Annotated in this window: 22 protein-coding genes; all 22 read left to right on the top strand. The window is 40.5% G+C overall.

Annotated elements, in window-relative coordinates:
- Position 1 precedes the first annotated feature (1 nt).
- Complete coding sequence (locus I8748_RS06930; RefSeq protein ID WP_198123917.1) at positions 2 to 1,432, top strand: aromatic ring-hydroxylating dioxygenase subunit alpha; 1,431 nt, start codon at positions 2 to 4, stop codon at positions 1,430 to 1,432.
- A 518-nt stretch (positions 1,433 to 1,950) separates the two neighbouring features.
- The gene (locus I8748_RS06925) at positions 1,951 to 2,766 is read left to right on the top strand and encodes a squalene/phytoene synthase family protein (RefSeq protein ID WP_198123916.1); all 816 of its coding nucleotides are present in this window, start codon (positions 1,951 to 1,953) and stop codon (positions 2,764 to 2,766) included.
- 371 nt (positions 2,767 to 3,137) lie between these two features.
- Positions 3,138 to 4,454 (top strand): FAD-dependent oxidoreductase, encoded by a 1,317-nt coding sequence (locus I8748_RS06920; protein ID WP_198123915.1) that lies wholly within the window; start codon positions 3,138 to 3,140, stop codon positions 4,452 to 4,454.
- 12 nt (positions 4,455 to 4,466) lie between these two features.
- Positions 4,467 to 6,458 carry a prenyltransferase/squalene oxidase repeat-containing protein gene (locus I8748_RS06915; protein WP_198123914.1) on the top strand — a complete coding sequence of 664 codons (1,992 nt, stop codon included), beginning with the start codon at positions 4,467 to 4,469 and terminating at the stop codon, positions 6,456 to 6,458.
- A 100-nt stretch (positions 6,459 to 6,558) separates the two neighbouring features.
- Positions 6,559 to 7,950 carry a cytochrome P450 gene (locus I8748_RS06910; protein ID WP_198123913.1) on the top strand — a complete coding sequence of 464 codons (1,392 nt, stop codon included), beginning with the start codon at positions 6,559 to 6,561 and terminating at the stop codon, positions 7,948 to 7,950.
- 4 nt (positions 7,951 to 7,954) lie between these two features.
- A complete protein-coding gene (locus tag I8748_RS06905; protein ID WP_198123912.1) occupies positions 7,955 to 8,602 on the top strand; it encodes an ERG2 family protein in 648 nt (215 codons plus the stop codon).
- Positions 8,603 to 8,669: 67 nt separating this feature from the next.
- The gene (locus I8748_RS06900) at positions 8,670 to 9,683 is read left to right on the top strand and encodes a Rieske 2Fe-2S domain-containing protein (RefSeq protein ID WP_198123911.1); all 1,014 of its coding nucleotides are present in this window, start codon (positions 8,670 to 8,672) and stop codon (positions 9,681 to 9,683) included.
- A gap of 50 nt (positions 9,684 to 9,733) precedes the next feature.
- On the top strand, positions 9,734 to 10,828 hold the full coding sequence (locus tag I8748_RS06895; RefSeq protein WP_198123910.1) for an NAD(P)/FAD-dependent oxidoreductase: 1,095 nt from the start codon (positions 9,734 to 9,736) through the stop codon (positions 10,826 to 10,828).
- A gap of 17 nt (positions 10,829 to 10,845) precedes the next feature.
- Positions 10,846 to 11,898 carry an NAD-dependent epimerase/dehydratase family protein gene (locus I8748_RS06890; protein ID WP_198123909.1) on the top strand — a complete coding sequence of 351 codons (1,053 nt, stop codon included), beginning with the start codon at positions 10,846 to 10,848 and terminating at the stop codon, positions 11,896 to 11,898.
- 37 nt (positions 11,899 to 11,935) lie between these two features.
- A complete protein-coding gene (locus I8748_RS06885) occupies positions 11,936 to 13,042 on the top strand; it encodes an aromatic ring-hydroxylating oxygenase subunit alpha (protein WP_198123908.1) in 1,107 nt (368 codons plus the stop codon).
- Between the two features lie 97 nt (positions 13,043 to 13,139).
- On the top strand, positions 13,140 to 13,316 hold the full coding sequence (locus I8748_RS06880; RefSeq protein WP_198123907.1) for a hypothetical protein: 177 nt from the start codon (positions 13,140 to 13,142) through the stop codon (positions 13,314 to 13,316).
- Between the two features lie 245 nt (positions 13,317 to 13,561).
- Positions 13,562 to 14,944: a cytochrome P450 gene (locus I8748_RS06875; RefSeq protein WP_198123906.1), complete on the top strand. Its 1,383-nt coding sequence runs from the start codon at positions 13,562 to 13,564 to the stop codon at positions 14,942 to 14,944.
- Between the two features lie 131 nt (positions 14,945 to 15,075).
- Positions 15,076 to 16,143 (top strand): SDR family oxidoreductase, encoded by a 1,068-nt coding sequence (locus I8748_RS06870; RefSeq protein ID WP_198123905.1) that lies wholly within the window; start codon positions 15,076 to 15,078, stop codon positions 16,141 to 16,143.
- Positions 16,140 to 17,195, top strand: coding sequence for an NAD-dependent epimerase/dehydratase family protein (locus tag I8748_RS06865; RefSeq protein ID WP_198123904.1), 1,056 nt, complete (start codon positions 16,140 to 16,142; stop codon positions 17,193 to 17,195). Before I8748_RS06870 ends, I8748_RS06865 begins: the two co-directional genes overlap by 4 nt.
- 125 nt (positions 17,196 to 17,320) lie before the next feature.
- Positions 17,321 to 18,340 (top strand): Rieske 2Fe-2S domain-containing protein, encoded by a 1,020-nt coding sequence (locus I8748_RS06860; RefSeq protein WP_198123903.1) that lies wholly within the window; start codon positions 17,321 to 17,323, stop codon positions 18,338 to 18,340.
- On the top strand, positions 18,337 to 19,347 hold the full coding sequence (locus I8748_RS06855; RefSeq protein ID WP_198123902.1) for a hypothetical protein: 1,011 nt from the start codon (positions 18,337 to 18,339) through the stop codon (positions 19,345 to 19,347). The genes I8748_RS06860 and I8748_RS06855 overlap by 4 nt, the downstream gene beginning before the upstream one ends.
- Positions 19,348 to 19,465: 118 nt before the next feature.
- Positions 19,466 to 20,668, top strand: coding sequence for a glycosyltransferase family 4 protein (locus tag I8748_RS06850; protein ID WP_198123901.1), 1,203 nt, complete (start codon positions 19,466 to 19,468; stop codon positions 20,666 to 20,668).
- 2 nt (positions 20,669 to 20,670) lie between these two features.
- Entirely contained in the window at positions 20,671 to 21,480 is an 810-nt protein-coding gene (locus I8748_RS06845) for an SDR family NAD(P)-dependent oxidoreductase (RefSeq protein WP_198123900.1), read from the top strand.
- Positions 21,481 to 21,496: 16 nt separating this feature from the next.
- Positions 21,497 to 21,985 carry a GtrA family protein gene (locus I8748_RS06840; RefSeq protein ID WP_198123899.1) on the top strand — a complete coding sequence of 163 codons (489 nt, stop codon included), beginning with the start codon at positions 21,497 to 21,499 and terminating at the stop codon, positions 21,983 to 21,985.
- Positions 21,986 to 22,067: 82 nt separating this feature from the next.
- A complete protein-coding gene (locus I8748_RS06835; RefSeq protein WP_198123898.1) occupies positions 22,068 to 22,874 on the top strand; it encodes a polyprenol monophosphomannose synthase in 807 nt (268 codons plus the stop codon).
- A gap of 6 nt (positions 22,875 to 22,880) precedes the next feature.
- Positions 22,881 to 24,569, top strand: a complete 1,689-nt coding sequence (locus I8748_RS06830) for a glycosyltransferase family 39 protein (protein WP_198123897.1) — start codon at positions 22,881 to 22,883, stop codon at positions 24,567 to 24,569.
- 56 nt (positions 24,570 to 24,625) lie between these two features.
- A complete protein-coding gene (locus I8748_RS06825; RefSeq protein WP_198123896.1) occupies positions 24,626 to 25,576 on the top strand; it encodes a radical SAM protein in 951 nt (316 codons plus the stop codon).
- Positions 25,577 to 25,764 lie beyond the last annotated feature (188 nt).

Raw genomic sequence — 25,764 nt, 5'->3', positions numbered from 1 at the left:
CATGTTCAACAGCATTCTACAGTTAGAGGATTCTGCTGTTTCAGTCAGTTCCCAAACCAGAGTAACAGAAGACCTCGGTGCTGGTGGACTCGACCCAGATCGGTTTGATTGGCAAGAAGCTTGGTATCCTGTCCATTATGTTGAGGATCTAGATAAATCTCGGCCAACGCGCTTCACCTTGTTAGACCAGGATATTGTCCTGTGGTGGGACAAAAATGAACAGATGTGGCGAGCATTTGTAGATCAATGCCCACATAGGTTAGTGCCACTTTCGGAGGGAAGAATAAACTCGGATGGATTGCTCGAATGTCCTTATCATGGCTGGACGTTTTCAGGAACAGGAAAGTGCGTTCATATTCCGCAACAAGTCGAAGGAGGAAAGGCAGAAGTTTCACAGCGTGCCTGCTGCCGTTCACTACCAACCACAGTTCGTACTGGACTGTTGTTTGTTTATCCTGGTTGTGCGGAGAATGCAGCTAAAACTAAAGTTCCGGTTGTTGACATCTTGGAAGAAACAGACGGTTGGATCTGCCTGAAAACATTTCGAGACTTGCCCTATGATGCCCTGACTTTGATGGAGAACGTTCTAGACAGTAGTCACATACCTTACACACACCATGGCACTGTTGGCAATCGAGCAAATGTAAGTGCTGTTGAATTAGAGGTTGTGGAATCGGGGAAATGGGGATTCAAAGGAAGTTGGGCACAAGGCCCGCGTAAAGGAACCCTTGGGCGACAGGATACAACTTTCATTGCTCCAGGATTAATGTGGCACGACTTGACCTCCAAGCAGTTTGGCAGGACACTAACAGTAGTATATGCAACTCCGATTCGTAAAGGAGAATGTCGGCTATTTGCCTTATTCCCATTCAAATTTTCTTCAAAATTGCCTGGATTTTTGATGAAGCTGACTCCGCGTTGGTACTCCCATATCGGGCAAAATGGCGTATTAGAAGATGATCAGATTTTTCTGCATTATCAAGAACGCTATTTTGAAAAACGAGGTGGCAGTGCCAACTTTACAAAGGCATTTTATTTGCCGACCAAAGCAGATCTTTTTATCTACCAATTGCGTTCGTGGGTCAAGCAATACAGTGCTGAGCCATTTCCAGGGAAGACTCTGCCACCACTACTGCAATTAGAAGCACTACTGGATAGATATCATTCCCACACGGAAAAATGCACCAGTTGCAGCACTGCCCTAACTAACTTGCAACGGTTAAAGCTAGGGATAGCTGTGGTGGGGGTGCTGACTTGGGCGCTACTACCTATGAGTATGTTCATTTCCACCCACACACAGATCATCTCTATTTCGATTTCGACCTTAGTTGTGATTATCGCTGCGGGGATTTGGTTTGGTTTGGGCAACTTAGAACGAAAATTTTACCAAGGGCGGAAAGTCCCGCCTAGAAATCTCCCTGACAAAAACTAGTGGTGCGCCACAGAAACTTTGGATGGTGGTGAGCTGGGGAGGCTGGGGGGAAAGAGCAATACAGTTCAGTTAAGGCTAGCATTCTTTGTCAAAGTCATTTTTTGAAGGTTTTCACTCCTCCTGCTCCCCCCGCTCCAAATGCTTGCCCCCAATGCTGATGCCCTTTTCAGGTTTGTACACAGCATTCACTTTCTATAACCCAAAGCATTTTTGTTGAAGTCCTGTTAATCTACATACTTATCATACTTTTTAAATACTTTTGTATAAAGTAATCATCATACTTTTACCATACTTTATAGACAAATATGACTAGATTTACAGAGTAGAATTTATGTTAATAAATTTCCAAAATCGAAGTTTATTGTCATGGAATCACTAATAATTCTAGTAGTTTCAGGTTACTAAAACTTAATAATTATTGCTGTATCTGTTCAATTTAAATCCAAGAAAAACAGATAAATTAGGCAACATAATTATTAGTGATTCCCTGTTATTACTCGAACTAAAAAGGTGCAAAAATGGAAATACGTAGAGATGCTTTAGAAATTCTCCAAGAAACGAGTAGAACTTTCTACATCCCAATTATTCGCCTGCCAAAACAGCTTCAAGAAGCTGTTGCTTCTGCATATTTATGTATGCGTGCAATTGATGAAATTGAAGACCATGCTGAACTCGATAACTCTACCAAATCTTCACTGTTACGAACAATTAGTTTAAGTCTACAAGCGATGGGTGGTGATTCATCTATTGATAAACTTTCTTTAGTTTTAAGTGAAAACAAAGCACTTCCAGAAGTAACAACTCGTCTGGCGGAGTGGGCAATTCTTGCACCAGAAACTATTGCACCTCGTATTTGGGAAGCAACAGCGGCAATGGCTGATAGAATGGCTCATTGGGCTGAGTGTGATTGGCAAATTCATACAGAAAATGATTTAGATAGCTATACTTTTAGCGTTGCTGGATCTGTGGGATTATTACTTTCTGATTTGTGGGCTTGGTATGACGGAACGAAAACAAATCGTAGTCATGCTATCGGTTTTGGTCGAGGATTACAAGCAGTCAATATTCTACGTAACCGTTCTGAAGATATGACAAGGCAAGTAAATTTCTTTCCTAATAATTGGAATGAGAAAAATATGCACGCCTATGCACGACGCAATCTTTCTTTAGCCGATGCGTATACCCAACCTCTGCAAAAAAGTCCAGCTAAAGATTTTTGCCAAATTCCCCTCACCTTAGCTCATGCAACACTTGATGTGTTAGTTCTGGGACAGCCCAAACTTACCCGCAATGCTGTTGTTGGGATAATTGAGCAATTAACAGCTAGTAAATAGAAAATCAAAATCTTCCAATCTTACATTATGGTCAATCAGGTCGCAAAAGGTATTATGCCAAGGTAAAAGTAGGATTTACAGTATCAGTTATTCACGATATGTGAGGATACCTAATGTAAAAATTTAATTTTGACATGGTGTCCTTTCTATAATTAGACAAAAAAGCATAAATTGAGAAATCATCCACATTGAATAGTAGGGTTATATGCTCAAATTTTGACAGTTTTGATTACATACAGCGTTATTAGCCTCATAGTTGATAAGTAGGAGGCAGGAAGCAGGAGGGAAAAGCCTTGTAATCAGAGAGACTCTCTGATTGACATTTTCAATTTAATTATGTCCACCTACTTAACTATGAGAAACAAACAACTATGAAAACAAGTTCAACTATCCCCATAAAATCTCCTTCAATTTTTCCTGATGTTGCTGTCATTGGTGCAGGGCCTGTTGGTTGTGTCACGGCTCTAGCTTTTGCTCATAATGGTGCCAAAGTTCTTCTATTAGAAGCACAGCCTCAAAATACTAAACGTTTAGCAGGGGAATGGTTACATCCTCCGGGTGTAGAAATTTTACAGCATTTGAGTATAAAACTAGATATAAATTCATCAGAGTATTTCAGTGGACAAGGCTTTGTCGTCTTTCCAGATGACGGCAGCGAACCAATTAAACTCAGCTATCCTGATGGTGCTGTAGCAATTAGTTGCGAGCATAACAAACTTGTATTTGCACTGCGGAAAGTTGCAGCTTCCCATCCAAATATTCAGTTTTTGGGTGGTGCTAAAGTCATTCATATTGAAGGACAAAAACTCACTTTTGAGCATATTCAACAAAGATACAATCAGACAATTACAGTAGGTCAAATTGTTGGTGCTGATGGTCGCTCATCTTTTACGAGAAAAGCTCTTGGTATTGCCAATAACCAAATCCTCATTTCTTATATGGCAGGAGTGCTGCTAGAAGATGTAGAGTTACCTTTTGAGGGATTTGGTCATGTATTTCTGGGTGGGCCAGGCCCAGCGTTGATGTATCGTATTGGGACAAATCAAATCCGTATCTGTTTGGATGTGCCAATTCATTCTCAAAAAAAAGTTGCTTATCTTTGGGATGCTTACAGTTCAGTATTTCCGAAAGTTTTATTACCTGCATTTCGCCAAGCTTTACAAAATAATTTAGTTGTTTGGGTAGCTAACCAATTTAGTTCTCGGACTCACTATGGCCGTCCTGGTTTGTCATTAGTAGGCGATGCTACTGGACATTTTCATCCTATGACAGCAACGGGGATGACAATGGGATTTTTGGATGGTGAGTGTCTGGTGCGGAGTCGAAATTTTGCAACTTATCAGCGTCAGCGTAAACTCGGTACTTATGTACCAGAAATGTTAGCAACCACCCTCCACGAAGCATTTTCTCGTGATGATGATAGTGCAGTGGCTATCCGCAAAGCTATTTACCAGATGTGGCGACAAAATCCCAGCTACTGTGTACGCACTATGCGCTTATTATCGGGGGCAGAAGCCAATTTGTTGTCCTTCAGTGGGTCTTTTCTCAAAGGAGTGATGACAGCGATGAACTATGTTCTCATAGATGCTGCATCTAATCACCAATGGCAACACGGTACTCAAGTTTTGCAATCTTTTGGTCAATGGCTGAAATCTCCAGCCACATTAGCTTTATCACGTCTTCGCTAAGGATGAAAAAAGATGAAAACTGAACATTATTCATATTTACCATCTGCGATTTTTTCCTCCTCTGAATCTGATAGCATCAAAGCCTTGGGGCGTGGTGTGGATGCTTTGGTACAAGCCCAAGCAGAAGATGGTGCTTGGGAAGGTGAGGTGGTATGGTGTGCGATGCTGGCTGCTCAATATACGCTGATGTGCTATATCACTGGCACACCGATATCGCCACAGCGACGGGAAATGATCAAGCTACAGTTTGCCACAACTCGTTTACCTAACGGCTTGTGGGGAATGCATTCTCAATCTCAGCCTTACTTGTTTGTAACCACGTTAGTATATGTTGCGGCGCGGCTTTTAGGGGTCAACAAGGATGATCCGCTGTTAGTCCCTGCATGGGAATTTATCCAAGCACAAGGCGGAGTGATTGGGATTCCCAGTTGGGGTAAATTTTGGCTAGCAATGTTGAATTTGTATGATTGGCGGGGTGTAAATCCAGTCTTACCAGAAGTATGGCGTATTCCTACTTGGCTACCGCTACACCCCAAAAATTATTATTGCCATACTCGCCTGATTTATATGCCCATGGGGTTTATTTATGGTCGCAAGTTTCAAACTCCACTTACCCCATTGCTTGAAGAATTGCGTCAGGAATTGTATGTTGGTGATTATGATGCGATCGCCTGGAATAAAGCCAAAAATACTCTCAGAAAAGCAGAAGTTTATAACCCACCTAGCCTGATTCTCCGCATCGGCTATCAAATCAGCGCCATTTATGAACGTTGGCACTCGAAAAAGTTACGCGCCAGTGTCAGCGATGAAATGATCGAGATGATTCATTATGAACTGCGGACAACCGACTATACCAGTCTATCCCCAGTCAGTGGTTTGTTGAATATCATTGCCCTATGGTTGCATAATCCCGATGATGCAGACTTGCATCAAGCGATCAATCGGATGCAAGGATGGATTTGGGAAGATGAGCAAAAAGGACTGCGAGTTACAGGCGCACGCAGCAGCACATGGGATACAGCCTTTGCCATTCAAGCTTTAGCAGCAGCCAAACCCCATATAGAAGTATCTGATAGTTTGGCTAAAGCGCAGACATTCCTAGCTACACAACAAATTCCAGAACCCTTTCCCGATTTTGCCCGGTTTCATCGCATCAATCCCCAAGGAGGATTTTGCTTTGCTGGGGTTTGGCATGGCTGGCCTGTGAGTGATTGTACAGCTGAGGCATTGGTAGCACTGCTAAATGCACCTTCTACCGCCCTGAAAAATTGCGATTTGTCCGATTCTGTGCGGTTTCTCTTGCAATGTCAAAACTCAGATGGCGGTTTTGGCAGTTACGAACGGCGGAAAATTGCCTCAAAATTAGAATGGATGAATCCAGCGGAAATGTTTGCTAACTCCATGACAGAGCATTCTTACATTGAGTGTACAGCTTCATCTTTAGAGGCACTGCAAGAATTTCGCTCTCATCATCCAGAAGTGATGGCAGAAGAAATTGACACAGCAATTAAGCAAGCAGGCTTATGGTTGCGTAAACAGCAACAACCCGATGGTTCCTGGCTGGGTTTTTGGGGTGTGAACTTTATTTATGGCACAATGTTCGGGATTCGGGGATTATTAGCAGCAGGTGAAAGCCCCAACTCGCCAGCGATTCGTAAAGCATCCCGTTGGTTAGTTAGCAAACAAAAAGCCGATGGTGGCTGGGGAGAACATTTTCAAGGATGTTTAACAAATCAATATGTTGAACATAGCGAAAGCCAAGTCATTCAAACAGCTTGGGCAATGATGGGATTGTTAGCTGTGGGAACTAATCATTGGCAAACGATCGCTCAAGGAGCCAATTTTCTGGTAAAAATGCAGCTAGAAAATGGTGAATGGCCTGAACAAGATTGGGCAGGGGTATTTTTCCATACTGCTTTATTGGACTATACCCTTTATCGTAGCTATTTTCCGGTGTGGGCATTAGGAATGTATGAATCACGTCGGTTAGAAAGACTTGAATAAAAATTCAAAATTCAATAATTACTGATACCGATTTTCTGTGAAGTTAAGTTTAGAAACTTCCAAATAAAAAATATCTCACTGTTCACAGTCATCAGTCATCATGAAAAACCAAAAACAATACAAAACAGTTCCAGGCGATCGCGGTAATTTCCTTTTGGGTAATGTATCAGAAATACAGCGTCACGGAATTCTACAATTTTATCTAGATTCTTGGCAGAAATTTGGTGATCTATTTCGTTTCTACATCGGCCCTAAAGCTTTATATGTAGTTACTAATCCCTATTATGTGCAACACATTTTAGTAGACAGTCATCAGAGTTATGGTAAAGGTGCTGCCTATGATGGACTAAAACTTTTACTGGGAGAAGGCTTATTTACCAGTGATGGGGAATTGTGGCAACGTCAAAGAAGGTTAATGCAACCATTCTTTACAGAAAACAAAATTAAAAAGTTTGGTGCGGCGATGAGTGAAGCCACTCTACAAATGTTAGAACGCTGGCAGCCTTACGTCGAAAATGGTGAAAGCTTAGAAATTACCGCCGAAATGGAACGTTTGACAATGAGCATCATTGGTCAAACAATGTTGAGTGTAGATACAGGCGATCGTAATACAGAAATCGGTCAAGCACTCAAAACTGGCTTAACTTATATAGCGCAAAGAGCAACCAAACTCTTTAACGTTCCTCTATTTATTCCTACCGCTTCCAACTGTCCTTTTAAACAAGCCAGAAATTCAATTGATAAATTCATTTATAACCTGATTGCTGAACGTCGAAACGACAGTCAACAACAACCAAAAGATCTGCTTTCAGAATTATTACAAGCGCGAGATGATGAATCAGGTAAAGGTATTAGTGAGAAGCAATTGCGCGATGAAATCCTAACAATTTTCGTTGCAGGTAGCGATACCACTACCACAGCACTCACCTGGACTTGGTATTTGTTATCTCAACACCCAGAGGTAAAACATAAACTGTACGCTGAACTAGAAACAGTCTTAGGTGGACGCACACCAACAGTTGAAGATATGCCGCGTCTCAAATATACCAAAATGGTAATTTTAGAATCATTGCGGCTTTATCCTCCAGTGTGGACAATACCGCGCAGTAGCGTTAAAGAAGATGTAGTTGATGGTTATCATATTCCCGCAAATTCTACAGTTTTGATTAGCCAATACATTGCACACCGTCACCCGGACTTTTGGCCAGAACCAGAAAAATTTGAGCCGGAACGTTTTACACCAGAAAAGTCTAAAGAACGTCCAACTTATGCTTATTTTCCTTTTGGTGGCGGGCCGCGTACCTGTTTAGGAATTCACTTTTCTATGTTGGAAGCTCAGTTAATTTTAGCAACAGTAGCCCAACGTTATGAATTGAATTTAGTACCAGGCCATGTTGTGGAAGCAGAAACTGTTGCCCAACTGCGTCCTAAATATGGCTTAAAGATGACTTTGCAAAATCGGATTCCTTCGACATTAGTCATTAGTCATTAGTCATTTGTCAGTAGTTTTTCTTTCCCTACCACCAATTATGCGTTATTTATTTGAACCAGAGATTTTACATGAAACTGCTAAAAAAGGCATAGGTTTACCTAACACACAAATGTTAGAAGTTGTCAGGGCGGAATTAGCAGCAAAATATCCCGATCATATTTCTCATGAGATTAAGTGGATAATTAATAATGCTGGGGGATGTATGTATGCTGTTGCGGTTCTCCATGCTTCCCTTAGCGAATATCTAGTATTTTTTGGCTCATCAATTGGTACATCAGGACATACAGGACGACACCTAGTAGAAATTTATGATTTCGTCATTGATGGCGAATTATGGTATTTCCAAGAAGAAAACCCTCTTGCACGCGATATTCGCAAAGCTGGAGATCAATATTATTTACCAAAAGGTAAAAGTGAAGGTTTAGCTATTAAAGATTATGCGTGGGTATTGGAATATGGACGCGGGCCAATTCCCTTAATTTTACCCTTTGGTTTTGCTGATGCTTTCTTTAGCACCCTAGATTTTAAATCTGTACTGCAAACTCTTTGGATTTACGGAACCATGGTGTTGAAAGAGCTAATCAATCAATTTAAAATATCCAATTTTAACTTAAAAATCAAACCTAAAAATTACAAATTAAATAAATCATAAACAAACGCTAAATATACCCATACCCTATTCCCTATTCCCTATTCCCCATTCCCCATTCCCTCAGTATATGAACAACCGCTATCCTTTTTCTCCCTTTCCTAATGGTTGGTTTCGCATTGCTTATAGCAATGAATTGACTGTAAAAAAAGTTATACCATTGCATTATTTTGGCAAAGATTTAGTTTTATTCCGCACAGAAGATGGTATAGCTCATGTATTTGATGCTCACTGTCCACACTTGGGCGCTCATTTAGGATATGGCGGTTGTATTAAGGGGAATAATATTCATTGTCCTTTTCATGGCTGGGGTTTTAATTCCCAAGGTGATTGTATTAATATTCCTTACGCTAATAAAATTCCCCCCAAGTCGCAAATTTATGCTTGGCCAGTTCGGGAATTTAATGGCATGATTATGGTATATCACCATGCTGAGAAAAAACCTCCTACTTGGGAAATGACTTCTGTTCCTAAGTGGGATGCAAATGAATGGACTCCTTTTAAAAGCCATCGTTGGAAAATTCGTATTCATCCGCAAGAAATGGCTGAGAATGCGATGGATAGCGCCCACATGACATTCTTACATCACCAAACATTTAGGGAGTTAAAAAACCCTTGTTCAGAAATAGAGGGGCCGCTATTTATTCGCCGTGTATCGCCAAAATATCATTTACCTTTTGTAGGGAAATTAGGTGCTGAAGCAGAAGGCTTGTTAGAAGTAGCTTGCTATGGTTTAGGATGCCAAATTGCTTATTCTTCTTTGAAGGTAATAGTTGATTTAAATGCTATTAGTGTGGTGATGCCGACACCAATTGATGAAGAATATCTGGAAGTACATATTGTCATTAGTGTTAAGAAACTTTTTAATCCTATATTAACTTGGGCATTTGCCAATAGGATAAATAAAGAAGTTGTGAGCAATATTGAGCAAGATATTCCGATTTGGGAAAATAAACTTTATCGTCCCCAGCCTTTGCTTTGTGATAGAGATGGCCCGATTATGCAATATCGTCAATGGGTACGTCAATTTTATTCAGATATGTCAGCTACAACTAGAGAAAAATTTAGGGTAAATATTGCATAAAAACGATAAGAAATACCAAAAATATACATTCTATTCATGGAGCTTTAATTATGAAAAAGGTGGTGGTAATAGGAGCAGGGCCAGCTGGTGCGGCGGCGGCAATGAACCTGACAAAATTTTCAGGAATTGAGGTACTGTTATTAGATAAAGCGACTTTTCCCCGTCGTAAAGTTTGTGGTAGCGGGTTATCTCCTTGGACTTTGGAATTACTAGATGAAATGGGACTCGGTGATAAAGTCCGTCAGGAAGCCTATCCCATTCGCGCTGGTATTATGGGAGGTGTCGGGGGTACAGCCGTAGAACTCAGAAGTAACTATGAAGCGGCGGTGTTGTTGCGATCGCGCTTTGATACAATACTTGCCTATGAAGCTGCACAACAGGGTGCAAAGCTGACTGAAGGTGTCCGCGTGGAAGAATTGGTGTATGAAAACGGTCGTTTAATTGGCGTCAAAACCAATCAGGGAGAAATAGAAGCAGATGCGGCCATCGTTTGCAATGGTGGTACAAGTAAGTTAACAACAGCCGAACGACCAGGAAACACCTTGCGATCGCTCATGGGATGGTATGAAGGTGTAGAAGATATTAACGATGCTGTAGAGATATACTTTGACCCAATGGTAAAACCTTACTATGGATGGGTATTTCCAGAAAGTAAAAATCGCGTCAATATTGGCATTTGTTACGATGCTTCTCACGGTGAACTGAATGCCAAACAACGTTTTCAAGCATTTATTGAAAATCGTCTCGCTAACCGATTGAAGTACGCCAGTCAAATTGATTATCTAGTGGGACATCCCATCGCCATTACCCACAAACCAACCGCCTTAGTACAGCCAGGAACTTTAATTGCAGGAGAAGCCGGAAATTTAGTAGATCCAGCTACCGCAGAAGGAATACATACAGCACTAGCCAGTGGACTATTAGCAGGTAACTTTTTGGGTTCTGTTCTAGAAAGAGGCGCTGAACCTTCCCTAAAAGAACTTTCACCTTATACAAAACTGATTCAGAAAAAAATCGGCCCCAGGTTAATGGCGGGGAATCTGTTTTTACAAGCCGCGAAAACACCAATTTTGGATTTAGCTTTGCGGTTCGGTTCATTTAAATCGGTGCAGAATACTTTGCTTTGGGTTTTAGCTGGGGCTTAAATCAGGAAATAAAATATATGAAAACCTTAGTTACTGGTGCAAGTGGTCATTTAGGAGCAAACTTAGTCCGGCGCTTACTTGAAGATGGTCATAATGTCCGGGTGCTGTTGCGCCAAGGAAGTAACAACACCGCCGTTGATAATTTGCAAGTAGAACGCAGCTATGGAGACTTGCGGGATTTTGATTCTACTTTAGCGGCTGTAGAGGGATGCGATCGCATTTATCATTGTGCTGCTAAGGTCTCAACTTTAGATGGCGATGCACATTTCCATCAGGAAATCTACGACTCTAACGTTTTAGGGACAATTCACCTTTTACGTGCAGCACTGAACGCTAAAGTTACCAAAGTTGTAGTTACAGGTTCCTTCAGCGCCGTCGGACATCATCCATCCCATCCCAGCGACGAAACCATCCCATTTTATCCATTTGGCAAACACTTACCTTATGAAGTCAGCAAGGCCTTCATGGAACAGGAATGTCTCAAAGCTTATGCTGATGGTCTTGATGTAGTAATTGCTGTTTCTTGTGCAATTCTTGGCCCCAATGACTTCAAACCCTCGCGTATGGGAAAGACACTCATAGATTTTGCACATGGTAAAATTCCCGCCTATGTCGGGGGTGGATTTGATTTTGTCGCCGCTAAAGATATTGTCGCCGGTCATATCTTAGCAATGGAAAAAGGTAGAGGTGGACAAAAGTATATTTTTAGCAGCCAATTTCTCACTATTGATGAAATCATGGCAATTTTCGAGGAAGTTACAGGCGTAGCCAAGCCGAAACTGTGCTTACCCAGTAAAGTCATGGCTGGAGTAGCTGGTATTGCAGACTTCATCTATCCCCGATTTTTCCCCAAAGCACCCCGACGCTTCACCTCTGGCGCAGTCAGGATTTTACAAATGCATCGCCATGCTGACACTAACAAAGCTCAAATTGAGTTGGGATACCAACCTACCTCCGTTAAACAAGCCATTTACGAAGCATACCAAGACTTTGTGCGTCGAGGTTTGATTGTCAAAGCTGACAAGGAACGGGGAACGGGGAACAGGGAACAGGTAATGGGTAATTCGTAATTCGTAATTCGTAATTCGTAATTCGTAATTTTGACTTATGAAACAATCTCTTTCTTCTCCTCCTACTTTTTTGGAAGCAAAAAACCGCCGTCAAAAGGTGCGATCGGCGGGTATGAACCCAGATTACTGGTATGCTGTTGAATATGACCATGCCATTAAACCTGGTCAAGTTGTTGAAGTTAAATTCTGGAATACTTCTATTGCACTGTATCGTGGGCAAGACGGTAAACTCAGAGCGGTAGAAAATAGATGCGCTCACCGTCAACTCAAGCTTTCTTTAGGTGAAGTTGATGGTTGCAATATCCGTTGTACTTATCACGGTTGGCAATATGACGACGAGGGAAAACTCGTAGATATGCCCCATGATAGCTTTGGTAATCGCTTCCCTGCTTGTAAAGTGGGGACTTATCCAGTCAAGGTGCGTTATGGGTTGATTTGGATTTTCCCCGGTGATGCAACACTCGCTGATGTCAGACAAATTCCAGAGATTCCCGAATTAGAAGGTAAAAACCGATGGGCTTGTGTACCACTAGATTTTACCTGGCGGGCGCACCATTCCATGATTATCGACAACGTGAGTGATTTTTCTCATGCTTATCTGCATCGTCAATATCGCCCCTTTGTCGATGCTAAATTAACTAAATTTGAAGAAATAGGCGATCACGTCACCCTCAGCTACGATACTCAAGTTGGTACAGGTAAAATTTCTGGTCTATTTGTCGATAGAACCAGAGTTAATACCAACTCTATGGATTTATGTTACGAATATCCTTATCAATGGTCAAATACAGGCGATAAAATTAAACATTGGTGTTTTGTCTTACCCATTGATGAGCGCACTACCCGCACATTTTTTCTCTTTTACTTTAATGCGCTGAAAATTCCTTTCACCAATATCAAAATTCCTCAATGGCTAATGAAATTAGTCTTAAAAATTGCCAATCCTCTATTAATTAGACCACTACTAAGTCAAGATGGCATCGCTGTAGAAGCTGAACAAGAGGGATATGAAAATCACTTTGAAGCCCCGATTATTGAACTCAATCCTGCTGTTCACTTGTTTCAACAATTAACAATTCGTAAGTGGGAAGAACACTTAAATAAAAAACAACATAAACAGCCAGCGATGAAGTCAATAGTATAGCAAAGTGCGCTCGTGCTGAGTATAAAGCCAGTTCTACCAATTCTCTGTGAAGATGCACTTAATCTTAGAAAACGAACCGCCCTTCGGGTTCGCCACTTTGCCATCGACGCAAGGCGCCAAGACGGCAAGTGGACTCACCAAGGACGCCAAGAACGCCAAGGAAGAAAGAGATAAATATTTAGTGCAAGTTTATAGAGATTTGGTATTACTACCCTACGGTAAGCCGCTAGCCTGCGGCAACGCTTCGCGAACGCGTCTACAAAACTTCGAGTAATCAACACTGTGCTAAACTATGGTCTACGGCTAAATCTATGACTTAATAAAGTTCAGTTAAGTATTTCTTTCTTCTCTCTGCGTCCTTGGCGTTCTTGGCGGTTCGTTCTAATAATATTAGCCTTAACTAAACCGTATTCATCTATAACTAATCCTTAATTTTTCTAGGAAGTTGTAGTTTTTCAAATATTGGATTTCATTATTGGGATACTTTTTATACACCTATTAGAAAAAGTGCGAATTACCATGAAACTACCCGATGGCCCTAAATCTCCACCAATAATGCAAGTAATTCAGTGGATGTTTAACCCACTGGATTATTTAGAAGAAGCGGTAAACCGCTATGGTGAAATTTTCACCGGGCGCATAGGTTTAAATGGTGCGCCGATAGTATTAGTGAGCAATCCTCAAGCAATACAGCAGATTTTTCAAGGAGAGTTCAAGGAGTTTGGTTTTGCTATTGAGCAAAAAAAGTTTCTCGAACCTTTAGTAGGGAAATACTCAGTAGTAATTTTAGATGGGCAGACTCATCGCCAGCATCGGCAATTATTAATGCCACCTTTTCATGGTAAAAGAATGCAAACTTACGGTCAATTGATTTGTGAGATTACTGCAAAAATAATGAATCAATTACCTCTTGTTCAGCCTTTTGTGACACGCCAAGTCATGAAAAAAATCTCTTTAGAAGTAATGTTACAGGCTGTATTTGGTTTACAAACTGGAGAAAGTGGAGAATATCTGAAAAAGTTGCTAATTTCCTGGTTAGATTTTTTAGGTTCGCCAATTCGAGCTAGTTTCTTATATTTCACTTTCTTGCAGAAAGATTTAGGTGCATGGAGTCCTTGGTCTTACTTCTGTCGTCTTAAACAAGACATTAAGCAAGTTCTCTATCGAGAAATTAATTACCGCCGCCAAAACTACGATCCTGAACGTTCTGATATTTTAACTTTATTGCTTTCGGCACGAGATGAAAATAATCAAGGCTTGACAGATGAAGAATTACATGATGAAGTTCTGGGACTATTAATTGCTGGTCATGAAATTACAGCCGCAGCCATGACTTGGGGTTTGTATTGGATACATCACCAGCCTCATGTCGGCGAGAAACTGTTGGCTGAACTGCACACTTTAGGAGACTTTCAAGACCCTGTTAGCATCTCTCAACTTCCCTACCTGACAGCAGTTTGTCAAGAAACTCTCCGCATCTATCCTACAGCGATCGCGGCTTCTGCTCGTGTAGTCAATTCACCAATAAATTTGAATGGCTATAAACTAGAACCTGGTACAATGGTGATGCCTTGTACTTATTTAGTGCATCATCGCCAAGACTTATACCCAAACTCTCATCAATTTCTCCCAGAGCGTTTTTTAGAAAGACAATTTTCGCCCTACGAATATTTACCATTTGGTGGTGGAAACCGTCGCTGTATTGGTGCAGCTTTAAGTATGTTTGAAATGAAATTAGTCATAGCAACTATTACATCAAAATATCAACTTAACTTAATTAACAAACAACCAATCAAACCACAATATCAAGGCTTTTTACTAGCTCCTACAGGTGGCGTAAAAATGCGAATAATTAGTCAACGTCAACCACTAAAACCTCTAGCGATCGCAATTCCAAATTAAAAGCACCACACTCTCGCACTCTCCTCTGCGCGACGGACACTTTGCTCAAGTCGGCAAAGCCGCCCACGCAAGTGTCCTCCTCTGCGTCTATGCGCGAAAAAAAATAATCTTAAAAACAAAAGCGAGTTGATATGACAATCTTAGTTACAGGTTCCAGCGGACATTTAGGTGCAAACCTAGTCAGACGCTTACTCAAAGATAATCACTCAGTGAGAGTGCTGCTACGTGAAGAAAGTAATAACAGTGCAGTTGATGGACTAGAAGTAGAAAAAGTTTACGGTGATTTGCGCGACTTATCATCTGTTGTAGCAGCGGTTAAAGGTTGCGATCGCATTTACCACACTGCTGCTAAAATCTCCACCATTTATGGTGATGCTAACTTTCAACAAGAACTTTACGACTGCAACGTTTTAGGCACACGTAATATTTTACGCGCCGCCCTAGAAACGGGTGTAAAAAGAGTTGTAGTCACCAGTTCTAGTGCAGCTTTAGGATACAAACCAGGTGAACCCAGCAACGAAAACACACCTTTTTATCCGTTTAACCCCACCTTACCCTACGAATTTACCAAAGTTTTCGTTGAACATGAAGCTTTAAAAGCCTTTGCTGATGGTCTAGATGTGGTGATTGTACAATCTTGGGCGATTATTGGCCCTAACGACTTTAAACCATCTCGCATGGGACAAATACTCTTAGATTTTGCTAACGGTAAACTCCCGGCTTACACTACTGGCGGTCGAGATTGGGTAGCAACAAAAGACCTAGTTAATGCACATATCCTGGCTATGGAAAAAGGACGTTCAGGACAAACTTACACCATTAGTAGCGAGTATTTAACTTTACCAGAGATGATGGTGATTTTTGAAAAAGTCACAGGACGTAAACGGCCTATGCTTTGTCTGCCTATCGGGCTAATGGCAAGTATCGGCAAAGTCTTAGATATGATTATCTCCCCCATCGCTCCCAATGCACCACGTTACATCACAGCCGGCGGATTGAAATTATTAGCCACAAATCAAACAGCAGATTGTAGCAAAGCTAAAACAGAATTGGGTTATCAACCAACCTCAATTGAACAGGCTGTAATTGAAGCATATCAAGACTTTGTGCATCGGGGTTTGATTAAAAATCCTAAAGGAGTGATTTCACTTAACCCCACACCTTCCCAACCAACAACCACACTAGTAGGTAGCAAATGACAACCTTAGTCACAGGTGCTAGTGGTCACTTAGGTGCAAACTTAGTCCGACGCTTGCTGAAAGATGGACAAGCTGTCAGGGTTTTGTTGCGTCAAGGTAGCAATAACGCCGCCGTTGCAGATTTAGACGTAGAAAGGGTTTACGGCGACCTACGCGATAAATCATCGATTGTCGCTGCTGTCAAGGGTTGTGAGTATGTTTATCACACTGCTGCTAAAATCTCCACCCTTTATGGTTATCCCCATCTGCAACAAGAACTGTACGACTGCAACGTTCTCGGTACACGTTATCTCCTACACGCAGCTATAGAGACTGGTGTTAACCGAGTGGTGGTGACTAGTTCCTGTGAAGCAATGGGGTACAAAGTCGGTGAACCTAGTCACGAAAACACCCCAGTTTATCCATTTGCTTCCATATTACCCTATGCCTTAACAAAAGTTTTTGCAGAGCATGAGTGTCTCAAAGCTTATGCAGATGGTCTTGATGTGGTAATTGTCCAACCTTGGCCTTATATAGGCCCTAACGATTTTAAACCTTCACGCATGGGTCAAACCTTATTAGATTTTGCCCACGGTAAATTATCAGCTTATATCCCAGGTGGACGCAGTTTTGTGGCGATGCAGGATATTGTCGAGGGACAAATATTAGCAATGGCTAAAGGACGCGCAGGACAAAAATATACCTTCAGCACAGAATTTTTAACTCTTGAATCTCTGCTCAAACTATTTGCTAAAGTAACTGGAAAAGAACTGCCAAAACTTTGTATTCCCACAGCAATAATTACAGGTATCGCCACCGTTACCGATGCGATTTTACCCCGATTTTTCCCTCACACCCCCCAAAATTTAACACTAGGAGCAGTCAATTTATTACGCATGAATCAAACAGCAGACTGTAGCAAAGCTCAAACCGAATTAGGGTTTAAACCCACATCAATTGAGCAGGCTGTTACTGATGCTTATCAAGATTTTGTGCATCGGGGTTTGATTATCAAAGGCAATAGGGAACAGGGAATGGGGAACAGGGAACAGATAATTAATAATTGTTTTTGAGCAAAAATAATATACATATCGTATTAATTAGATAATACCTAATAAACACTAGAATTATCTTTAAACTTTGCGTCTTTGCGTGAGCTTAAATTTTAATTGTAAATGCAGCGATGTAAATTTGAATTATGAAACAATTATTCTCTCCATTTTTATCATTTCCTCATGGCTGGTTTTGCATCGGCTACAGCCATGAATTGCCACCAAAAAAAGTAAAACCAGTTTATTACTTTGGCAAACACCTTGTACTATTCCGCACAGAAAATGGCGCTGTTAAACTATTTGACGCTCACTGTCCACACTTAGGCGCTCATCTTGGTTATGGCGGTAAAGTTACAGGAGAAAACATTCAATGTCCTTTTCATGGTTGGTGTTTTAATCAACATGGTGAATGTAATAATATACCTTATACTGACAAAATACCTGCGAGAGCCAGAATTCATACTTGGCCAGTCAAGGAAGTAAACGGATTAATTATGGTATATTACCATTCCCAAGGAAAACTACCTGATTGGGAAATACCAGAATTACCAGAATACACTTCTAAAAATTGGACACCATTATCACCAACAATTCGACGTAAAAGTACTACTTTAGCTCAAGAAATTGGTGAAGGCAGTATTGTAGATACTGCTCACTTTAGCTGTTTACATCCCTACACATTTCATAGTATCAAGGGTGAGGGACTAACAATTAATGGGCAAAGTTTGTCTTATAAAATGTATCCTGAATACAACTTATCTGGAGTTGCCAAAATACTCAATATAGAAGGTAAAACATCAATAGAATTTACCTCTTATGGCTTAGGTTGCATAGTAGTTCGTTCTTGTAGTCAAAGCCTAATGGAAATTAAAACACTAACAATGTTCTTGTTAACCCCAATTGATCAAAATTATATAGATTTTCATTTTCTTGTCAGTATTAAAAAAATTGTGAATCAACCCATCACGTTTTTGCTGGAACAGTTTACCAGAAACTCGGCAGTTCAAACTTTGCAAGAAGACATACAAATTTGGGAAAACAAAGTTTACCGTCCCCATCCTCTGCTTTGTGAGGGAGACGGCCCTATTGCTCAATATCGACGTTGGGCGAGTCAATTCTATGTCCAAGATTCTGCAACACTCAAAATTCCAGTTCAGCAGTCATGATTACTGCTATTCTTAGTATTCACAAAAATATGGAATCTCGGTTTCCCTTTACCTCTTTTCCGAATGGCTGGTTTCGCGTCGCCTACAGCGATGAGTTACCTGTCAATAAAGTTCAACCCCTGCATTATTTTGGTCAAGATTTAGTGCTATTTCGTAGTGAAGATGGTGTTGCTCATGTTATGGATGCTCATTTATTAGACAGCAGGGGAGCAGAGGAGCAGAGGAGCAGAGGAGAAAAAACTATATCAGTAATCTTACAGCGGCAAGGGAGTAATAAGATTGCTCCTAAAGCCCAGGTTAAACCTTGGGATGTGCGAGAAGTCAATGGTCTAATTTTAGTTTGGTATCACGCCCAAAAAGAGCTACCTACATGGGAAATTCCAGAGTTAGCAGAATACAATTCATCAGAATGGACTCCTTTTCAACTCGTGGGTAAATGGAAAATCCGATCGCATATCCAAGAGATCAATGAAAATGCCGTCGATACTGCCCATTTACAGTTCATTCATCAAGTTTATTCTGCCCAAGCCGTAGCTTTTGAACAAGACGGTGCAATCTTGCGTTGGCTTTGTCATACCAAGGACAAATTAACCTCTGATACAGGCGCGATCGCTGAAGTCATCAACGAACTAAAATTTACCTACTATGGTTTAGGCTATGTTTTACAACATTTCTATCCTGGCGCACCATTCCAACCAGGTGTAATGTTTAGGCAAGAATTTATCAACTTTAATTTCAGCACCCCAATTGATCAAGACTATGTAGAAACTCACCAACTAACATCTTTTAAAAAGCCAGTAAATCAAATATATACCTCTAAATTAGAAAGTCAAATGTTAGAAATACTGACCATTGAATCAGAAAAAGACATCCCGATTTTAGAAAACAAAATATATCGTAATTCTCCCTTGCTATGTAATGGTGATGGCCCAATTATGCAGTATAGACGTTGGGCGAGTCAGTTCTATACCTGTCAAACACTAACTAAAGTGCTGACTACAAAATAATCAAAAATATTGAAATTGTTATATCAATACTAATTACTTAATATTTAAGACTTAGTAAAAAACTCTTATTACTCTGTGTACTCTGCGCCTCTGCGGTTCGTTTTCTTAATTAATAATCATGAAAATTTTACTCACTCAAAATCTCCTTTATTTTCCAACCCTATCAGGTGGCACCAAAGCCAATCGAGCGATCGCCCAAGGCTTTGTCAACCAAGGTCATACCTGTAGAGTAGTAGTATCCTCAACCATCCCAGTTGGATTAGGCCCCAGAACAAGAAGCGAGTTTTTGCGTGAACTAGCATTACGAGGTATCAGCTTCACACCTGTTGCTGTAGAAGTTGATGTATTTCACCTAGAGGGCGTTGATGTTCATGCAGTAGCCGATCCTGCTTTATTACCTAGTTACTTAATTGACCAGATCCGCGAATTTGATCCTGATTGGGTGATCATCTCGGAAGATACAGGACAAAGCTTATCTAGAGCAGCGATGCAAGTCTGTCCATCACGAGTTGTTCACCTAGTCCACTCAACCGCAGAATTACCTTGTGGCCCTAATGCTTTGCTACCTAGTGCTGCTGGTACAGAATTATTCAAACAAACAACGGGAATTATCACCGTCAGTCACTATCTGAAAAACTATATCCAACAATGGCTAGGATTGGATGCAACTGTCATACCATCACCTGTCTATGGTTCTGGGCCGTTTCTCAATTTTGGCAAGTTTGATCGGGGCTTTGTCACCTTAATCAATCCCTGCGCTGTCAAAGGTATTTCTATCTTTTTACAACTGGCACAATTATTTCCTAATGTCGAATTTGCAGCAGTCTTAACTTGGGGGACAACTCCCACAGAAGTAGCAGCACTGAAGCAGTTACCCAATGTGCAAATTCTCCAACCAGTTGATGATATTGATGAAATTTTTGCTCAAACCGGTATTCTCTTAGTTCCCTCCCTGTGGGATGAAGCTTTTGGTTTGATTGTTGTGGAAGCCATGCTGCGGGGAATTCCCGTGTTAGCCAGTAACGTCGGTGGACTACCAGAGGCAAAGTTAGGTGTTGATTATTTGCTTCCGGTTGAGGTGTTCCAAGGTTACAACGGGATTGTGAACAATTATCACCAGCCAATTATTGGACAACAAGATATTGAGCCTTGGAAATTGGCACTTGCAGAGTTACTTTCTGACTATGGACGATACGAAAAAATCTCCCAGGAGTCCCGAAAACAAGCCTTCAAATTTGTGTCGGGATTAGGAATTGCCCCCTATGAGGATTTCTTGACAAATCTGGCTGCAACCAAGCTTGCTGCTGTGGGGAGGGGGTGATTATGGAACTCAAACTCGCAGGTAAACGGGCTTTGGTGACAGGTAGTAGCAGTGGGATTGGAGCGGCGATCGCTACCAGCTTAGCGCAAGAAGGGGTGACAGTGGTGATTCATGGACGCAACCGAGAACGCGCCCAAAGTGTTGCCGATCAAATTGCTACAGAGGGGGGCAAAGCTATGGTAGCGATCGCAGATTTATCTACCATAGAAGGTGCGACAGCAGTTGTTGATCAAACCCTGCAAACTTTCGGCGGAATTGACATTTTAGTTAACAATGCAGGCGGCACAGATTGGGAATTTTCTAATTGGAAAAGCGCCTCTTTGGAGGAATGGGAAGCATTATTTCAACAGAATTTTTTCTCAGCGTTGCGGTTAATTCATGCCTTCATTCCTCACATGCAAACATTAGGTTGGGGGCGAATTATTAATATTGCCACGATTTGGGCTATCCAACCCGGACTAGGAATGCCTCACTATGCCGCAGCTAAGGCAGCTTTGGTTAATTCAACAGTTAGTTTGGCGCAGGAATTAGCACATACAGGAATTACGGTGAATACTGTTACACCCGGCCCAATTCTCACCCCTCCAGTGGAACAAAATATACGCGATTTAGCCGTTCAGTATGATTGGGGCGATGATTGGGTTGATATTGAAAGAAATTACATTACCCAAATTTTACCGCTTTCAGTTAATCGCATTGGTTATGGCTCAGATATTGCCAACGCTGTCGCCTTTTTAGCAAGTCCATTAGCTGATTTTATCGATGGCATAAATCTGCGAGTAGATGGTGGTTATATCAAATCAATTCATTAAATTGGAATTACATACAATGTCCCAATCTTTAAATTTAGATAAATTAATTAAACGATTGAATCAATTAAGGTTTAACTCAATAGATATAAGTCGATTGAGCCGCTTTTTAGTAGTTGGCTTTGGTGGTGTTTTTGTAGATTTGGGTATTTTCTATTTACTCCATACCTCTTGGAATTTAGATTTAACTGCCAGTTCTATGTTGTCAACAGAAATAGCTATTATTAATAATTTTTACTGGAATAATGTTTGGACATTTGCAGATATATCTCAACAGCAACAATTAATTACTCAACGTTTACAACGATTTATCAAGTTTAATCTTATTTATCTTGTAGGACTAATCTTAAATAGTTTGATAGTTAGCTTGTTATTTTATCAATTTAGTATCAATGAATATATTGCTAAGTTAGTCGCAATTATTTGTATGACTATTTGGAATTTTTACCTCAATGCCACAAAAAATTGGCAAATAATTGAAAATGATTCAGAAGTAATTAGTCAGTAGCGTTATCACTCAAAAATCAGAAATTTTTCTGCCAAAAGTAATACAAATTCAAAATTACCAATCTCCAAGAGGATGCTTTTCTATGCATACAGCAATTATTATTCCGACGTACAACGAATGTGAAAATGTACCACTTCTAGTTGAGCATTTTAAATCATTAGATTTGAATCTAACTCTTTTGATTGTAGATGATAATAGCCCAGACGGAACAGGCGCGATCGCAGACGAATTGAGCCATATTTACCCGTGGGTTCATGTGATTCATCGTTCTGGCAAATTAGGACTAGGAACTGCTTATTTAGCTGGGTTCCAATATGCTATGAAACAAGGCGCTCAGTTGATTTGCACTATGGATGCAGACTTTTCGCACGATCCAAGCTACATTCCTCATTTGTTAGCAAAAAGTAATCAATATGATATTGTGATAGGTTCTAGATATGTATCCGGTGGAGGAACCAAAAATTGGCCTTGGCCACGCATATTGCTGAGTTGGGGAGCAAACACTTTTGCGCGGTTCATGCTCAATTTAAAATCCCATGACTGTACAGCTGGGTTTCGATGCTATCACCGCTATGTCCTAGAGTCACTAGCACTAGAAAGTATTGTTTCTAATGGTTACTCATTTCTATTAGAAATCCTTCATCAATGTGAATGTCGAGGATGGCAGATTGGTGAAATACCTATTTTGTTTATAGACAGGCAATATGGCAGTTCTAAGATTTCTCAACAAGAAATATATAAAGCCGCTAAAACTGTCTTACGTCTGTGTTTCCAAGGTACTTCTTTAAAGAACTTAGAGACAGAGCGATCGCAGAAAGTTTGGTGGTCAATGTTTTTCATTTTGTGTTTATTAGGCATAGGAATTTACTTGAATTTTCAGGGAGTTTAGAAAATTGTGAAAATTAGAGGTATTAGCTTGGAATTAACAGTTAAATCAATTCACCATCAAACCTCAATGAACACAACACCGCTACTTACCAAACAAGAGCCTCCTAGATGGTTAAAAATCCTGGTCATCAGCTTACTGATATTAGGAATTTTCTTTCGCTTTGCCCATTTAGGACACAAAGTTTACTGGGTTGATGCAGCTTTTACCTCTCTGGCAATTTCTGGCCATACCATTGACGAAGCACAACAGGAAATTATGAGTTATGAGGATGTAATTTCCATCGCCACATTGGATAAATTTCAGCAGATCAATCCTGACCGAGGTTTGAAAAGCACATTAAACTATTTAATTAACTCAGAACCCCAACTTCCGCCATTGTATTGTGTGATAGCACGGTTTTGGGCATCGATATTTGGCGATTCTATGGCAGTATTGAGAAGTTTATCAGCGGCCATTAGTTTGTTAATGTTTCCCGCTGTCTATTGGTTATGTCTAGAGTTATTTGAATCGCATTTAGTAGCGTGGCTAGCTATGGCGCTGGTGGCTATTTCTCCCTTAGAGTTATTCTTTGCTCAAGCTGCGCGATCCTATGGTCTTTGGATGGTGATGATTTTGTTAACATCAGCAGCTTTGTGGCGATCGCTGCACAAAAATACACCTGCTAGTTGGGCAATATATGGCTTGACATTAACATTGGGATTATATACCAATTTCCTGACTGGGTTAGTGGCGATCGCACATGGAATATATGTGCTAGTGCAGCAATCCTTTCATTTTAGTCAAATAGTACGCCGTTATTTACTGACTTCGTTCATAGCAATATTGTTATTTCTGCCTTGGATCATTGTCTTGCTCACCCATTTAGAAACGGCTATATTACTAACGGGATGGACATCATTAACAATCAACACCCCCATTGACTTAATAACTATTTACCTGAATCGCATCAGTCGAGTATTTTTTGATATTAATTTAACTTCCGAATCTCTAGATTCAGCCAAATATTTTATGGAAGGAGTACCATCGTATAATTTTTATACTATTTCGAGTGTAATGATGAGTTTAGGATTAATAATATTTTTAATATTCTTATTTAAAGATAAATCTGTTAAAAATCAGGCTTTATTTCTCGTAGTGATCGCCTCAGTTTGTAGTCTATCTTTACTCTTAGCTGACCTGTTATTAGGTGGCAATCGCTCCATAGTTTTTCGCTATCATTTACCATTCTATTTGTGCTTGCAAATTGCAGTTGCTTATGTTTTAATTCATTATATATTTGTCGATAAAACCTGGCAAAATAAAATTGCCCAAACCCTATTAATTGTATTAGTCATCTTTGGGATTTCCTCTGACGTTGCCTTTTTCCAGGCTAAGGATTGGTTGCCAACCAACGGCAGAATAATTACACAAGCCACACAAGTAATTAACGAATCTGCCAGTCCTTTACTACTCTATGGAGAAAACCTTTATGAGATGGGATTATTACTTACCCTAAGCCATTCATTAGAACCCAAGGTTAGTTTACTCTCCGTCCACCCTGAACAACCCCTGAATTTACCAACAGGGTACAGTCACATCTTCTATTGCGGCAGAGATGACAGCTTACTCCAGAAAATTCAACAAGACAACCGTTACTCCCTGAAATCTCTCAATGGTTTCGGCGATTTGTGGCAGATTAACAAAGTCCACACCTAATATCAAAAATCACGCACCAAATTAAACAATTAAATTTATCCAGGAATGTTATCACCATGCCTTACACTGTCAAAGATGGCATTATTTATACTAGTGCTTGTGAAATTGCCATAGTGCAGAACTGCAATATTTCATGCCGTAGCTGTGGTCACTTATCACCGCTTCTGGAGAAAGATTGTCTTAGTCCTGAACAAGTTTTTCAGGATTTGTCTGTATTGGCTAAATACTACCATTGCGAACATGTGCGCTTACTAGGGGGAGAACCCTTACTACATCCCCAATTGCTCGATATTGTGAATGCAGTGCGTCAAACGGGAATTTGCGATCGCATCCGACTAGTTACAAATGGCTTAATCCTCTGGAAAATGGCTGATCCACTTTGGGAAGCCTTAGACCAAGTTTATGTTTCAGTTTATCCTGGTCGAGCAATGACAAGCGCACACTTAGATATCTGCAAGCAGAAAGCAAAACAATACAATGTTGAGTTAGAATTTTTTAATTTTGACTATTTTCGTGAATCTTATAGTGAATTGGGAACGAATGATCAACAACTAATAGGGCGGATTTATAAAACTTGTCAAATGGCACAGCATTGGGGTTGCTACAACGTCTATGAAGGTTATTTTTACAAATGCCCAGAAAGTATCTTTCTCTCCCGTTTCCTACCTAACAATCCATCAAGTCAATCAACTGTAGATGGTATCAAAATTGAAGATTCTCCCAATTTTGCCCAAGATTTAATAGCCTATCTTGAATCCCCAACTCCATTAGCATCTTGCAAATATTGTCTAGGCACAGTTGGTAAATTATTTCCCCATGAACAAATATCCCGCAAGCATTGGAGAGAACCACAACAACATCCCATTGAAGAGTTAGTTGATTTAGAATACCTGTCTCGGCTGGAAAATGAAGGTTTAGATATCTTTGATTTGGGTGCAAGCTCTACCTTAATTGATGCAGAAAATTATCATCTTCCTGAACCACAAACTCAGGTAAGTTCTCTATAAACCAATACAGTTCAGTTCAGCTTTTTTCCTACTCTTTGCGCCCTTTGCGGTACCCTATCCTTCTCCTGACGGAGACGCTACGCGAACGGGAACGCCTGACGGCGAACGGGAAGCCGCTACTCTTCGAGTTCTGCGAAGCAGTACGCGTCTACGTTAAAAAAATTGACTTCGACAAAAAGTTTTAGCCT

Origin of the sequence: Amazonocrinis nigriterrae CENA67 (assembly GCF_016056305.1) — a bacterium.
In the GTDB taxonomy this organism is placed as follows: Bacteria; Cyanobacteriota; Cyanobacteriia; order Cyanobacteriales; family Nostocaceae; genus Amazonocrinis; species Amazonocrinis nigriterrae.
This window is presented reverse-complemented; position numbering and strand designations above follow the sequence as displayed.